This window comes from Gracilibacillus oryzae (assembly GCF_009498735.1).
Taxonomy (GTDB): Bacteria; Bacillota; Bacilli; order Bacillales; family Amphibacillaceae; genus Gracilibacillus; species Gracilibacillus oryzae.
In genome coordinates this window covers 495,361-510,350 of sequence record NZ_ML762424.1, presented here as the reverse complement: position 1 = coordinate 510,350, position 14,990 = coordinate 495,361, and the positions used below count along the sequence as shown (strand labels likewise).

Annotated in this window: 16 protein-coding genes; 15 read left to right on the top strand and 1 reads right to left on the bottom strand. The window is 36.3% G+C overall.

Annotation, left to right across the window (positions count from 1 at the left end; genetic code table 11):
- Positions 1-560: 560 nt before the first annotated feature.
- The 14 genes from F9U64_RS02550 (at position 561) to F9U64_RS02485 (ending at position 13,973) form a co-directional block, all read left to right on the top strand.
- A complete protein-coding gene (locus tag F9U64_RS02550; RefSeq protein ID WP_153401329.1) occupies positions 561-1,094 on the top strand; it encodes an LOG family protein in 534 nt (177 codons plus the stop codon).
- Positions 1,095-1,417: 323 nt separating this feature from the next.
- The gene (locus F9U64_RS02545) at positions 1,418-2,488 is read left to right on the top strand and encodes an undecaprenyldiphospho-muramoylpentapeptide beta-N-acetylglucosaminyltransferase (protein WP_153401327.1); all 1,071 of its coding nucleotides are present in this window, start codon (positions 1,418-1,420) and stop codon (positions 2,486-2,488) included.
- Between the two features lie 90 nt (positions 2,489-2,578).
- On the top strand, positions 2,579-3,409 hold the full coding sequence (locus F9U64_RS02540) for an aldo/keto reductase (RefSeq protein ID WP_153401325.1): 831 nt from the start codon (positions 2,579-2,581) through the stop codon (positions 3,407-3,409).
- 587 nt (positions 3,410-3,996) lie between these two features.
- Positions 3,997-4,701 carry a Flp pilus assembly protein CpaB gene (gene cpaB / locus F9U64_RS02535; RefSeq protein WP_153401323.1) on the top strand — a complete coding sequence of 235 codons (705 nt, stop codon included), beginning with the start codon at positions 3,997-3,999 and terminating at the stop codon, positions 4,699-4,701.
- Between the two features lie 18 nt (positions 4,702-4,719).
- Positions 4,720-5,892 (top strand): CpaE/TadZ family protein, encoded by a 1,173-nt coding sequence (locus tag F9U64_RS02530; RefSeq protein WP_153401322.1) that lies wholly within the window; start codon positions 4,720-4,722, stop codon positions 5,890-5,892.
- A gap of 13 nt (positions 5,893-5,905) precedes the next feature.
- Positions 5,906-7,276 carry a TadA family conjugal transfer-associated ATPase gene (locus F9U64_RS02525; protein WP_153401320.1) on the top strand — a complete coding sequence of 457 codons (1,371 nt, stop codon included), beginning with the start codon at positions 5,906-5,908 and terminating at the stop codon, positions 7,274-7,276.
- Positions 7,254-8,180, top strand: coding sequence for a type II secretion system F family protein (locus F9U64_RS02520; protein ID WP_153401318.1), 927 nt, complete (start codon positions 7,254-7,256; stop codon positions 8,178-8,180). The genes F9U64_RS02525 and F9U64_RS02520 overlap by 23 nt, the downstream gene beginning before the upstream one ends.
- Positions 8,181-8,184: 4 nt before the next feature.
- On the top strand, positions 8,185-9,126 hold the full coding sequence (locus F9U64_RS02515) for a type II secretion system F family protein (protein WP_153401316.1): 942 nt from the start codon (positions 8,185-8,187) through the stop codon (positions 9,124-9,126).
- A 223-nt stretch (positions 9,127-9,349) separates the two neighbouring features.
- Positions 9,350-9,580 (top strand): hypothetical protein, encoded by a 231-nt coding sequence (locus F9U64_RS02510; protein ID WP_153401314.1) that lies wholly within the window; start codon positions 9,350-9,352, stop codon positions 9,578-9,580.
- 204 nt (positions 9,581-9,784) lie between these two features.
- Entirely contained in the window at positions 9,785-11,155 is a 1,371-nt protein-coding gene (locus tag F9U64_RS02505) for a vWA domain-containing protein (protein WP_194287257.1), read from the top strand.
- A gap of 87 nt (positions 11,156-11,242) precedes the next feature.
- Positions 11,243-11,623: a hypothetical protein gene (locus F9U64_RS02500; RefSeq protein ID WP_153401310.1), complete on the top strand. Its 381-nt coding sequence runs from the start codon at positions 11,243-11,245 to the stop codon at positions 11,621-11,623.
- Positions 11,620-12,276, top strand: a complete 657-nt coding sequence (locus tag F9U64_RS02495) for a hypothetical protein (RefSeq protein WP_153401309.1) — start codon at positions 11,620-11,622, stop codon at positions 12,274-12,276. Before F9U64_RS02500 ends, F9U64_RS02495 begins: the two co-directional genes overlap by 4 nt.
- A gap of 37 nt (positions 12,277-12,313) precedes the next feature.
- Complete coding sequence (locus tag F9U64_RS02490) at positions 12,314-13,627, top strand: vWA domain-containing protein (RefSeq protein WP_153401308.1); 1,314 nt, start codon at positions 12,314-12,316, stop codon at positions 13,625-13,627.
- Positions 13,628-13,649: 22 nt separating this feature from the next.
- Positions 13,650-13,973, top strand: coding sequence for a hypothetical protein (locus F9U64_RS02485; protein ID WP_153401307.1), 324 nt, complete (start codon positions 13,650-13,652; stop codon positions 13,971-13,973).
- A 1-nt stretch (position 13,974) separates the two neighbouring features.
- On the opposite strand, the gene F9U64_RS02480 is transcribed toward F9U64_RS02485, so the two are convergent.
- Positions 13,975-14,412: a prepilin peptidase gene (locus F9U64_RS02480; RefSeq protein ID WP_153401306.1), complete on the bottom strand. Its 438-nt coding sequence runs from the start codon at positions 14,410-14,412 to the stop codon at positions 13,975-13,977.
- Between the two features lie 97 nt (positions 14,413-14,509).
- On the opposite strand from F9U64_RS02480, the gene F9U64_RS02475 reads away from it, so the two are divergent.
- Positions 14,510-14,983, top strand: a complete 474-nt coding sequence (locus tag F9U64_RS02475; protein WP_153401304.1) for a hypothetical protein — start codon at positions 14,510-14,512, stop codon at positions 14,981-14,983.
- The last annotated feature ends 7 nt before the right edge of the window (positions 14,984-14,990 follow it).

Below are 14,990 nucleotides of genomic sequence, written 5' to 3'. Positions count from 1 at the left end.
GATAAAGCGGAAATCAAAGTGCACGGGGTCCGAGATTTCCCGTTAAACATGAGATAAAGCGGAAATCCAGTTGCACGGGGTCCGAGATTTCCCGTTAATCATGAGATAAAGTGGAAATCCAGGTGCACGGGAGCCGAGATTTCTTGTTAATCATGAGATAAAGCGGAAATCAAAGTGCACGAGAGCCGAGATTTCCTGTTAATCATGAGATAAAGCGGAAATCAAAGTGCACGGGGTCCGAGATTTCCCGTTAAACATGAGATAAAGCGGAAATCCAGTTGCACGAGAGCCGAGATTTCCCGTTAAACATGAGATAAAGCGGAAATCCAGTTGCACGGAAGCCCAGATTTCCCGTTAATCATGAGATAAAGCGGAAATCCAGATCCACCTGTCTCGAGATTCCCTTATTAAATATACATATTTACACCACTTCATATAAAAATTTCTAATCCCAATCGAAAAATATTAGCAATACACAAATTTTAAACCTGAGGTACCTTCCGGGTTTTTCTTTTGTGAAAATTTATATATAATGACAATAGATAGATGGGAGGATTTGTATGAAAGCAATCGCTGTTTATTGTGGTTCTAGTCTAGGCAATTCCGAAGAATATAAACGTGGCGCCATTAAGCTTGGAGAGGAACTAGCCAAGCGAAAGATTAAATTAATTTACGGTGGTTCCAGTGTCGGGCTTATGGGGGTAATTGCAGATACGGTGCTGGAAAATGGCGGAGAAGTAATTGGAGTGATTCCAACGGTATTAAGTGATAAAGAAATTGCTCATCAAAAATTAACACAACTTTATACAGTCAATTCCATGCATGAACGAAAAGCAAAAATGGCTGATTTAGCGGATGGGTTTATTGCAATGCCAGGTGGTGCCGGTACCCTTGAAGAATTATTTGAGATTATCACATGGGCTCAGATTGGCATTCACTCCAAGCCAATTGGATTATTGAATATACATAATTATTACGCACCTTTATCAACATTACTTGACCATATGGTAACAGAAGGATTTATTAAAGCACATTTTCGATCACTTACCATACTGGAAAGTGATCCAGGCACATTATTAAACAGCTTTTCTTGACCTTCGGGTGATTTCGTTGATAGTAGCAGTGGAATACATATAGAGCCAGCACCATATTCAGGAATGGGATTACAATTAAAATTGCTGGGGCAATCAGCTGGTTCAACTTCCCATGAAATATATTAGTGATGAACCTGCACAATCCAGTGTGATAAATTCGAAGATATGTTTCTGAAACATATCTTCGAATTTTTTTGGAATATAAAAGTGAATGACATACTTACTTGCATGAGCGGAATAGGTATAAGTATAATCATAAGTAGTCTTCATAAAAAGCCTATATCATTGGCAGAAGCTTGGATGAAAAAGAGAGGTAGGAATCTATGAAAAACAAACAAATCATATTTACCGGTGGAGGGACGGCGGGCCATGTGATGGTAAACCTTGCGATAATACCGGAATTTATCAGAGACGGCTGGACTGTCGATTATATTGGTTCCAAAAATGGAATAGAGAAAGAACTCATTTCAGGATTGAGTGGTGTAACGTATCATCCTATTTCGACAGGGAAATTACGCCGCTATTTTTCAAAAGAAAACTTTAAAGACCCGTTTAAAGTACTGAAAGGGACATTGCAAGCCTATCGCATTATTGGCAAAAAGAAACCTGCTGTTATTTTTTCCAAAGGAGGTTTTGTTTCTGTTCCTGTTTTAGTTGCAGCAAGGATGCGCGGGGTTTCGGCAGTTATTCATGAATCAGATTACACACCAGGTTTAGCAAACAAACTAGCCATCCCATTCGCCAAGAAAGTGCTGGCAACATTTCCTGAGACAATGAAATACTTACCAGAACAAAAATCTGAATATATCGGTGCAGTAGTTCGGGAAGAGTTATTTACAGGAAATCGAAAGAAAGGGTATGAATTAACTGGACTAAATGCAGAGAAAAATGTGCTGTTAATTATGGGAGGCAGCGGTGGTTCAAAGAAAATTAACCAGGCTGTAAGAGAAGGATTAGACACCTTGTTAAAAGACTTCCAGATTATTCATATTTGCGGGAAAGGAAATTATGATGAACAATATGATCGTCCAGGATATGTTCAATATGAATATGTGAAGGATGAGTTAAAAGACATGCTTGCTGTGACGGATCTTGTTTGTTCGAGAGCTGGATCAAATGCCATTTTTGAATTTTTAGCCTTACATAAACCAATGTTGCTTATCCCCTTATCACTTCAGGCGAGCAGAGGGGATCAGATAGTTAATGCACAATCATTTGAAAAACAGGGATATGCTCATATATTAGAAGAAGAACAACTGACAACAGAGTCACTTCACAAGTCTCTAATCAATTTAAAAAAAGCGAAAATAGATATGAAAGAGAATATGAATCAGTACAAATCAAGTGAAGCAAAAGAACAAGTGATCCAGTCGATCCTTAATGAGGCGAAGTAAATATAACCAGCAATAATCTATGTTTGATGATTTTCTGATAAGGTAATTATATTGGAGAGACAGTACATAAAGCATATGGAGGTAGATAAGATGAGTTTAACGACAACACGTACATTAAATAATGGAACCAAAATTCCTGCAATCGGTTTGGGAGTATATAAAGTTGAAGCAGGAGATGAAGCATATCAATCGGTAAAATCCGCTCTGGAGATCGGCTATCGCCATATTGATACTGCCTCCTTTTACGCAAATGAAGAAGATGTAGGAAAAGCGATTAAAGACAGCGGCATTCCCCGGGAAGATATCTTTGTTACAACAAAAGTATGGAATGATGAGCAAGGATATGAAGAGGCGAAAGCAGCAATTGACCGAAGCCTGGATCGTCTGGGAATGGAATATGTTGATCTTTATCTAATCCATTGGCCGGTACCAGGAAAGTTCACGGAAACATGGAAAGCATTAGAAGAGATCTATCAGAGCGGAAAAGCAAAAGCGATCGGTGTAAGCAACTTTTTGCCACATCATTTGGAAGAGTTACTTCAAGCAGCCGAGACCAAACCAATGGTAAATCAAATTGAACTGCACCCGCAATTGCAACAGGATGAAACAAGAACATTTTGCCAAGAGCATAACATATTGATAGAAGCATGGGCACCATTAGGAAAGGCAAGCTATTTTGATCATCCAGTATTGCAGGAACTTGCAGAAAAACATCAAAAAACACCTGCACAGATTATTGTCAGATGGCAATATCAGAGTGGTATTATCACGATTCCTAAATCAGTACACAAACATCGCCAGGAAGAAAATGTGGATATATTTGATTTCGAGCTGGAAACAGAAGATATGGACAAAATGACTGGTATGAATGAAGAGAAAAGGTTAGGAAAGCATCCAGATGAATTTGATTATGGAGTATAAATAAAATTCTAATAAAACAGGCACATGCTAAATGGCGTATGTGCCTGTTTTATTTTTAATTTTACATAATTTGCATAATGGGGGTCAGAAAATTCGCCAACATTCGGCTAAAATATGACTAACAACCTAAAAACATAAATAAATGGACTTATATAATAATGTTGATAATTGGATATATATCAAATTCTTTTGTAAAGAAATACATATTAATATTACAAGTATATTTCATTAATGTTAAAAATATTAAATTATAGTTATAAATACCTAATTATAAAAATGATTAATACGAATCATATGAAAATAATGTAAAGTAATTTTAATGAATTTTTCAAATTAATCTTTAAATCTCATCAAAAAGTTATATGAATCGACAAAAAAAGATAGCGTGAAACTAAAAAGTTTGAAATTGAATATATTGAATCCGAGATATATATCGACATTTTAGGTATAATTTACCTTTTTGCGGAATTATGCTTATTTTATCATAAAAAGTTTAGTAACATTATTACAGTATGTTACAACGAGTGAGTTTAATAGGCTCTATCAATAATTGAAGAGCAATAGAAAGAAAGAGGGATAAAAAACGAATGTTTGAATCAAAAAGAAGAGCACTCATATTTATTACATTATCTTTTATTCTAGCAATTCTTGCAGGTGTACTTTTTTACAACAATGTCAATGAGCTTAACGCAGATTTGGGTGAGATGTCAGAAGTATTTGTAGTAGAACAGAATATTAACTCGCGGGAACGGATATCTGCAGATCAAATAACCACAATTGAAATCCCCAATCGCTATGTAACAGATGCTCATGTGCTTTCAATGGAGCAAATTGAAGGTCAAGTTTCCATAATTCCCTTACAAGAAGGAGACTTTGTTACACAGAATATATTAAGGCCTTTTACTGAACTGACCGATGAAGGGAACCGGTTGGTGGAGTTATTAGAAGATAACAGCAAAGTTTTTTTTGATGACGAATTGCAGCATTTAGATCGGGTGGATATTGTCGTTTCTCAAAGTTTTGAAGAAGAACCAGTTACGGAAGTATTCATGTCAGATGTTCTTGTCCAAAAAGTTATTTCATCAGATACTGGGCAGGGAGTTGCTTTGGAAGTTTCGAAACAGCAGGCACCTGAACTAATTCATATGCAACATTATGCGGATAATATACATATTTTGAAATCAACGAATGGCAACAGTGAAGTGCCACAATCAGAAACCAAGGAAGAAGTAACCGAAGAAGCAGTGACTGAGGAAACAGAACAAGAACCAGATCAAAACAATGAGGCTTAAGACAGAGGAGGATTAGAAATGGAGCAAGTCAAAATGCTGCTGGTTTGTGATAATAAACAGCTGAAAAGTCAATTGCATGAAGAGCTTCTACCAGTGTATGGACAAGTGGAGACCATAACAAGCTCTGAGGTACGTAAAGAGATTGATCGAATATCTCCACAAATTATTATAATGACAGATGGAGAGAAGGATGAATCAAGTATTGAACTGATAGAGTATATCCAAGATGAGATCGGCGATGCTGAATTGCCGGTATTTATCTATCTATCTCATAAGGCAAATTTTCAGTTATTACGTGATTTAATTCGAATAGGTGTAAATGATTTCTTTGTTTTGCCTGAAGAATTGGCAAATTTCCTGGAAAGATTAGAAAGAATAATACTGACTGTTAAGGAAAGGCAGCATTCTGAGCTTCAGCCATTACCATCAAGTCAGGCAATGAAGAAAGGAAAAGGTGAAATCATCTCCTTTTACAGTGGAAAGGGAGGGGTTGGACGAACGTTATTGTCCACACTTTTTGCGCAAACAATTAAACTAGAATCAACTGCTTCAGTCTTATTTATTGATTTGAATTTACAATATGGTGGGGCAGAGAAGTATCTGGGGGTAGAAAGTGCACGCTCAATTGCGGATTTACTGCCGGTTATTGATGAATTAAATGAAAACCATGTCCACAATGTTGTAATGAAAGAAACCTATTCTAAAATGGATTTATTATTAAGCCCACGGGATGCAGAAATTGCTGAGACAATAACCGAAGAGCATATTGTTCGCCTGCTTCGGACGTGCAGAAGAGCTTACGATATGGTGGTAATCGATTTACCTATAAATATGGATCCGATCACCTTCAGTGCATTAGAAGAATCTGAAGTGATCCATTATGTATTAAGTTTAGATACACCTGCTATAAGCAATTATAAGCAAGTTACTAACCTGCTTAAACGCCTGCAAATGGATACAGAAGGACGGATGAAAGTAATCGTAAACCGGATGGATCGGAGCAGTGAATTGACAACAGCGGATGTTAAAGAATTTATCGTAGATCCTATTGTTGCGAAATTTAAGGAAGACCGAAAAGGGGTACAACCGCTGATTAATAAGGGAGAACCATTAAGAAAAGAAACAAAAGAAAAGAAAATACCAACATTATCTAAGCAAGTTCGTAAGTATGTGCTGACACAGTTAAAGTAAGGGGAGAAGTGAAATGGGTTTATTTAGTAAAAAACAGTTTCAAACAATAACTAAAGAAGCACCAACTTTTTCCGCTTATGATAATCCTTATGTCGAGGAATTAAGTGACCATTACAAAGCAAGATTACTTAATGAGACAAACCTTGATCGATTGACAAGTATGAAGCAAGAAGAAATGAGACAAGCAATTGAACGTATCATCACTCAATTCATGAGTGAAGAGAAAGTAGTAATCTCTCATCGGGACAAAGAACATTTGTTAACCCGAATTATAGATGAATCGGTTGGTTTTGGTCCATTAGAGCCTCTGCTGAATGATCTGGATATAACAGAAATTCTTATTAATGGACATGGGGAAGTATATATCGAAAAAAAAGGTCAATTGACGCAAACGAATTTAAAATTTAGAGACGAGCGACACGTTAGGCATATTATCGACAGAGTCGTTGCACCAATCGGACGTCGAATTGATGAAAGTTCTCCAATGGTTGATGCAAGGCTCCCGGACGGAAGTCGTGTCAATGCAGTAATTCCACCAATTAGTTTAAATGGAACATTAGTATCGATTCGTAAATTCTCCAAAGACCCTTTTACAATGAACAATCTCATCGAATTCAACTCGATGGATGAAGCAATGTCGTCTTACTTACAATCGATTGTTGCAGCAAAGATGAATGTGCTCATTTCAGGTGGTACTGGTAGTGGAAAGACCACTTTGTTAAACGCACTTTCACGGTCCATTCCACCAGGTGAACGGGTAATAACAATCGAGGATTCAGCCGAGTTAAAGCTAGATAGACCGAATGTGGTTGGGTTAGAAGCACGTCCACCAAACACGGAAGGAAAAGGTGCCATCACCATTCGCGACCTTGTTCGAAATGCTCTAAGGATGAGACCTGACCGGATTGTTGTCGGTGAGGTTCGTGGGGCAGAAGCATTTGATATGTTACAGGCGATGAATACAGGTCATGAAGGGTCATTAACAACCGTTCACGCCAACACACCTTTAGATGCAGTTAGACGTTTGGAAGGGATGATTATGATGGCAGGGATGGAATTGCCAAGTTCCATTATCCGGGAATATATTGTTGGTGCATTAGATTACATTGTCCAAATAGAACGTTTGCAAGATGGTCAGCGAAAGACAATGTCAATATCTGAAGTGGTTGTTGATACAAAGACAAAAGGTGTAAAGCTGCAGGAAATATTTAAATATCAACGGACAGGCCTGGGCAAGGATGGCAAAGTACAAGGGTTCTTCACTCCGACAGGAATTATTCCAAAAAATCAATATCGTTTACAAGTGTTTGGTCAAGATGTTCCAGATTCATTATTTGAGGCAGGTGAAGGAGTGAATACAGATGACAGCATCAGTCTTATTTAGTATATCGGCAATGTTCGGGATTTGGGGAGTATTCAGTTATTTGGATTACAGGCTTAACAAGCAAAAATGGAAAGGGAAGACGAGAACAGATTTTGAACATACACAAAACAGAAAGAGTTTTATTGTAATTTGGGGAGAGCGCTTTGACCGAACAGATTATGGAAAAAAACTCGAATTAAGGCTGAGGCGAGTTAATATTATTCTGACTCCATCAGAATTTTGCAGTATGTTATTCGTTGGAGGGTTAGGTTTGACCTTAGTTTTCAATATGCTGTTAAAGTTTAACCTGGCTATGAGTTTTATATTTGCGGTTATTGCTATTGCTGCCATTATTCAATTAATCTTCCTTATCCGGAAAAATAAATATCAAGAAAAATTAAACAATCAATTATCAGAAGTTTGTGTCACATTAGCCAATGCCACACGATCAGGTATGACACTTTCTCAGGGATTTCAATTAGTTGCCAGGGAATTAAGTGAACCTTCCAGAAGTGAGTTTAAACAATTATCTAATGAACTTAGTCTGGGATTGGATTTCGAAGATGCTTTACTTAAATTTCAGAAGAAAATCAAAGGCAGAGAGTATAAATTGTTTATCGTTACATTGCTAACGCAAAAGAAAGCTGGTGGAAATCTTCATGAAACACTGGAAGAAATGGCAAAGGTGCTTGATGAACGGAAATTCTTAGAGCAGGAGATTAAAACCTTAACATCAGAGCAGAAGTTTATTTCATATGTAATTCCATCCATTCCAATTGTTTTGATATTAGGTATTAATATGATGATGGAAGATTTCACCAAGGTGTTGTTTACAATACCAGGGATAATTATATTAATTATCTTTGCAATAGGTACCGTACTTTCATTTATCCTTGTTCAAAAAGTAACCAATATAAGGGTGTAATTATATGACGGATTTAATAACTTTAATAGCTATTCTTTCTATTCTTTTACTAGGGATTTCACTTAGTGCTTGGTATCGCTATATTGGCCAGAAAAATGAAGTGAAGGCGAAATTGCAAGAAACAAATTATGGTGGTAAAGAAGAAAAACAAAAGAAACAGAGGGTATTTCACAAAATCTTCACCAAAGTTCTAGTATTTGCTGATGACTTCTCTGAAATTGGAGAGCGATTTAATTTTTTCAGTGAAACAGATGATGTAGCAAAATGGTTAATACAAGCCAATCATCCATTTGGTTTAACAGTAAAGAGATTTCATGGTCTAAAAATAGTTTTAACATTAATTGGTTTCTTTTCAGGGATTATTGCATTTTTAATTGGATTTCCATTTCGGCAATTTTTAATTGTACTTTTACCTTTTGTCGGTTTCTTTGGTCCGATCATTTGGATTAAAAATAAAGCGAAGAAACGTCAGGATGAGCTAAGTTATGCCTTACCGGATTTTTTAGACATGGTCAGTGTGACATTAAAAGCTGGTGCAAGCTTGGATCAAGCATTTAGGGAAATATCGCGTTATTTTGAGGGACCGATTCAGGAGGAGTTTTCCCGATTTAATCACCGCGCTAATTTAGGAATACCAAGGGAAGAATTGTATTTGGAACTGATTAATAGAACCGATGTACCAGAGTTTCAAACAGTAATTAAATCATTGATTCGGGGAGCTGAGTTAGGAGTACCTGTTGCAACAACCTTTGAGATTCAGTCAGCAGAGATTAGAAAACTTAGGAAAGAAAAAGCAAAGGAACTTGCTGCTAAAGCTTCACCAAAAGTTACGATGGTAACAACGTTTGTTGTTATGCCAACTGCTTTTATTCTGATAGGTGGATTATTATTATTGAACATCGTTTATGATATTTTAGATAGCGGTATACTCGGGTCATTCAACTAATAAAAAAAGACCTTGAGCTGTCAAATGTATGGGCATCGCAGCACAGGTCTTTAGATAAAAACTATTTTAGGGAATAGATTTATCTTTTTTAATTATAATTTAAGGAGGTGGTTAGATTCAAGTAAATTGTTTGTCTGGTTTTAAGTTGTTGTCTCTACATGTTTATAGTTTTAGGGAATAGTTAGAACTAAAAATTTATCTATTATTTAGGAGGAATTTTATTATGACAAAAATAGGTCAGCAATTGTATGTGAAAGGTCAAACTGCAGTAAATCGTTTAAGAAAAGATGAAGAAGGTTCAACAGCTGTCGAATTTATGGGCATCGCAGCAGTAGCAGTAGTAATTATAATGATTGCTATGAATTTCTTTGATGGTGGACAAGGAGAAGGTTTAATTGATGGTTTACTTGGAAGTATTATAGAAGGCGTAACGGGATTATTTTCTTTTAGATAATTATATATAATTATTAATACAGAATAACAAATGAGGAAATTATTTTCCTCATTGTTATTCTACATTATTCTATATTACTTTAAATTATGCTGAGGAAAGTGGGTAGTTCTTATGAATCTTAGGAATATGAATAACTTCATAGTAGTCTTTTTCACTTTTTTTTGTTTTCTCATACTTTCAGGTTGTCTAAGTGGAGAGAAAGAAGTGGAGCAGGATGAACAGAGGGATGATCAGAAATCCCAAGGAATCACAACTGAAGATTCTGAGAGCCAGAATAATGAGGAGAATTCGGAACAAGAGCAAGAAGCGAATGAAGAAACAAGTGATCCTCTTGCAAACTTACTAGAACGAGTACCTGAAGAACCAAGCAATTTAGAGGAAATTATAGCTTATCCAGTTGGACCGCTAGCGGGTAACGGAAGCATCACTGGAAAAGAACCTGTCATGGAAACAGAAGAACTCGTGAATCGTGTAATGGAGGTATTACCACCAATTGAGGAACAACAGGATGAAACGTATTATGATCAATGGTGGCGTGCGTTGCGTTATTTATTTGCAGAGGACTATCCTGATCCAAGACAAGTTATCAAAGAATTGAATTATACCCACTTTGGGAATGATGCATTAGAAGATGAACGTTTTCGCTTTAAAGATCAGATCAACGTTTTGCTTGTTCTTGATGTCAGTGGAAGTATGGCGAATGAAGTGGACGGTAAATCGATGCTTCAAATAGCAAAAGACTCTATCTTGAATTTTGCTTCTGATATACCTGAGGATGCCAATGTTGGTGTTCGTATTTATGGTCATGAAGGAGCAAGTACGGGACTTACAAAAGAAGAATCATGCCAAGCTACTGATTTAATTTATGACTTTCAATCAGCAAATACTAGTGATATCCAAGAGGTAATTGATCCATTGTCACCAACAGGATGGACACCGATTGGCCTAAGTTTAGAAAAGGCGAGGGAGGACTTTTCCAGGTTTCCTGGAGAGAGTAACACAAATTTAATTTATATTGTCAGTGATGGAGCGGAGACATGTGAAGGAAACCCTGCAATGGTAGCAAAGGAGTTAGCAGAGTCCGATATTCAATCAATAGTAAATGTGATTGGCTTCAATGTAGGTATTGAAGGTCAGAATAACTTACGTGAAATAGCCGAAGCTGGTGGAGGAATTTACACCAATTCAGGTGATGAAGAAGAATTAAAAGAAGCGTTAGGGCAAGGAGAAGCATTAATTAAAAAATGGAATGAATGGAAACAAGGGGAAAAAGCTGATATTTATGAGCAGAGAAGAGAACAAGAGGTAAAAGCTATATCTGAAGAGAATGAGTGGCGCTATACAATTTCTGATGAATTTGAAAATCATCGGTCTGTACTTCATGCATTAGCTGAAGAAGGTTACATTAGTCAAGAGGCATATGATTATTTATATGATAGGATGATGGAAAAAAGAGATCTGTATATTGAAATTAGAGATACAAAGTATAAAGAATTATTAGATGAAATAGAAAAGAAATATGAGGAAACATTGGAAAGAATAAATAAGGAATATAATAAAAATATTGAAAGTTGAAACGCTGAATGTTAACTTTTACGGTTACCTTAGGAACTTTTCTCTTAGTTGTGAGAACCTAAAAATATAAACAAAGGAGGAATCCCGTTGAAAGCAAAACAATACCTGAAAGATGACAAAGGCTCCATAAATATTGAGTTTATGGGTCTGCTGCCGTTTATCATTATTATATTTGTCGTATTTGTTCAAGTACTCATTTCAGGGTATTCCATTCTGCTTGCCCAAAAAGCAGTCCATGAATCAGCTAAAGTTTATTCAATCACTGGTAATGAATCAGAGGCAAGGGATGTGTTGGATGAATTTACTTCTACAAGTCTTTTAGGTTATTCCGATTTTGATGTAAAAAATGAAGGAGATAATTATTTCACTGTTAATTTCACAGGGAAACACGGCATATTTATTGGACCAAGTTCATGGCGTGACCTATTTGAGTTACCACATTATACATATAGCAGGATGATAGAATGAGAGCAATAAATATATTAAAAGATGAAAAAGGCAATGCTTCAATTATTACTTTAGGAATTGTATGTTTTGGAATTATATTAATTTTCCTGTTCTTTAATTATGCCAAGATCTTTATCGTGGCGGAACGGTCGAACACATCAGCAGAACAGGCGAGCTTAGCTGCAACATCAGTTGTATATGACGAAATGTTGGATTTAATCAATACATTTCAATACGCCTGTGGAAATATCGCAGGGGTAGATGTGCCCTGCCCTTTGAAAGAAAAGTATGAATTAATGAAAGCGTCCAATCCATCTTTATCTGAACATGAGGCAATTGATAAATTTCTTTCAAACTCAGCAATTCTGTCATTAAGAAAAGCATACAGTGTTTACTTATTGGAATTTGAAGTCCAGCGCAGTTTACTTTCTGCTAGACCAGCAGTGGAAAATGCCGTACAAGAAGTTGTAGAAAAAAATAAAGGTAATGAAAATGACACGATAATTACTTACTTTAATAGCAACAATCGTATAGAAGTAGAGACATCTGCCGAGTATGAGAGTATGGAAGCAAGTTTCTTAGGGGAAATTAATGAAGATATCGAAAACGTTGGGATGGGTCTCGAAATAAAATTTTTAGACAGTTTAAATTTCTTTCCAAATCAAACCTTTTGATTTTCATTTTCACAATTGTCAGAGAGGAGGACGCTAATTGAAGCTAAATCATAAAATCATCCTGCTATTAACATCAATAACTTTCTTGATATTATCTACTGCATGCTCCTCTAATGATGTTCATGAAGTATTTGCGAAAGAAAAGGAATTGGTGGAAGAAATGCCTAAAGATTTGGTGGGAATATTAGAATACCCAAAGGGTTCCTTAGCCGAGCTTTCGTATGATGAAAATAAAGAATCAATGTTAGAAACGGTTAAATCCATCTTACCGCCAATTGATGAAGAGAAAGAGAAAGCGTATTTAGAAGATTGGTGGAATGTTTATTATTCCTTAGTCAAGGAAAACTATCCAGATCCTCGGAATATATATGTTGAACAACAACTAGAACCATTTACCCATCCATTATTACAAGAGAAAGAGACGATTCCACTTAAAGAACAAGTGAATGTACTTATCGTTATGGATGTAAGTGGAAGTATGAAGAAGAAAATTAATGGTAAGAGATTGATAGATATAGCTAGAGACTCTATTATACAGTTTACAGAAGAATTACAAGATGACGCTTATGTAGGACTAAGGGTATATGGTCATGAAGGAGATAGCAGTAAAGATAAAGAGAAGAAATCTTGTGAGAGCTCTGAGCTAGTCTATGAGTTGCAACCTTTAGATGAAGAGGAATTTTATGATGAGATCGAACGATATGAGCCGGCAGGATGGACTCCGCTTGCTTTAAGTATTCAGCAAGCTAGAGAAGATCTGGCAGAGTTCCCTTCCGAACATAACTCTAACATCATTTATGTAGTCAGTGATGGACTAGATACATGTGGAGGTAATCCTGCTGCCGTAGCAGAGTCCCTCCAGGACACCAATATAAAACCGATTATTAATGTAATTGGTCTCAATGTAGATCAGGCTGGACAAAGTGAACTGCAAAAAATTGCAAAGGCAGGACGAGGAGAATATACTGCAGCCGGAAATGAAGAAGAACTACAGAGAGCATTTAAACGGGCAGAACAAATGATTAGCGAGTGGAGGGATTGGCAACAGCTTGCAGGGAATAGGGCTGCCGAACATAAAATTGAACAGTTAGAGGAAGCAGATGCATTTTTAGAAAAGTGGAAAGAAGTGAATCAGCGTGAAGGAAGCAGTGTTTTTTCGATTATTAATGATTTAAGAAGCTCTGGCTATATTACAGACGCTGCCCATAGGTATTTCGCTATTAAACGAACGGAAAGATCCCATTTATTTAATGAAATTGGTGAAAATTCATACATTGAATTAAAAGAAGCAATTAATGGAAATTTCAAAGCCCAATTCGATTTAATCAACAAAGATATTGAGAATAATTAACCATATATTGGAGGGATTATCTTTGAAAACAAGTGTGTCAACCCTTTTTAAATGGATCACTGGAGGCTTGGAAGCGTTCTGGGGCATTCCCATTATTGGTGGTACGATTATTTTAGGATTTGCCTGGCTCCCCTTACTGGTCATGCTAATATTGCATATTGTTACATTAATTTTTTCTATTCAAGAAAAGAAGAGTTTTCACGGTAGTATTATTGGAATTGTTACCTCCTGTTTAGGCTGGATAATTTTCTTAGGTATGATTATGCATATTATTAGCGCAATTTTGCTTCTAATGGATGCTTACAAGAATCAGAAAGAACAAAAAGAGGTTGTAACAGAAATCTAGTCTACGCTATATAAACAATGAAGGTCCCTAGCGCGATAAACGGTGCCATAGGGATTTCTTTTATGTACATTTTATCAGGATTTATTTTCTTCAATATAAGAATAGGAACAGCAATAAATGCGGTTAATAAATAACTATATAATAAAATGTGAAAGCCAGGATCAATTCCAAAGGCTAAACCAAGCAGTGCCAATAATTTTATATCTCCCCCACCTAATGAATTCGTGAACATAGCAATAAGGAAACAAATACCTCCAACAAGTAAAAATCCTAGTATGTAAGCAAGAATTTCTTCAAGATTGAACACAAGATGGAAAAGGCTAAAATAGAGCATGCTTGGGAATGTTATCCAGTTGTATATTTTTTTGCTTTTTAAATCTGTATAAATAGAGATTACCAGAATAATAGCGATTGGAACAATAAATAGAGTAACTTCCATGTGTAAATACCTCCCATTTTATGAAAACATATACATAATTATACCATATTGTGAACACACTTCCTATAACTAAATTTTAAAGGAAGGAGTTAAATCCATGTTACATAGAAAAAATCTCTTATATATCCTCCTAATCTTCTTCCTTTTAGCGGCGTGCCAGGAAGAGGAACCTTCCGATGAATCAATAGAAGAAAGCACAAACCAGAATAGTGTGAATGAAAAAACGGTTAGTACCATTAGTGATTCAGAGAATGCTAATTTAGTTGATGAAGAAGATAATGACCTAGAAGAAGAAGACATTGATCCGCTAGCTGACCTTTTAGAGCGAGCACCAGAAGAGCCCGCTAATCTAGAAGAAATCATCGCCTATCCTGTTGGTCCACTAGCTGGGAATGGAGCGAGAACTGGCATTGAACCGGTAATGAGAGAAGAGGAAATGGCAGAATATGTCATGGAAGTGTTACCGCTAATTAAGGAAGAACAACAAGATGAAGCCTATTTCGATCAATGGTGGCGTGCTTTTCGTTATTTATTTGCAGAAGAATATCCTGATCCTAGACAGATCATTTAGGAATTAA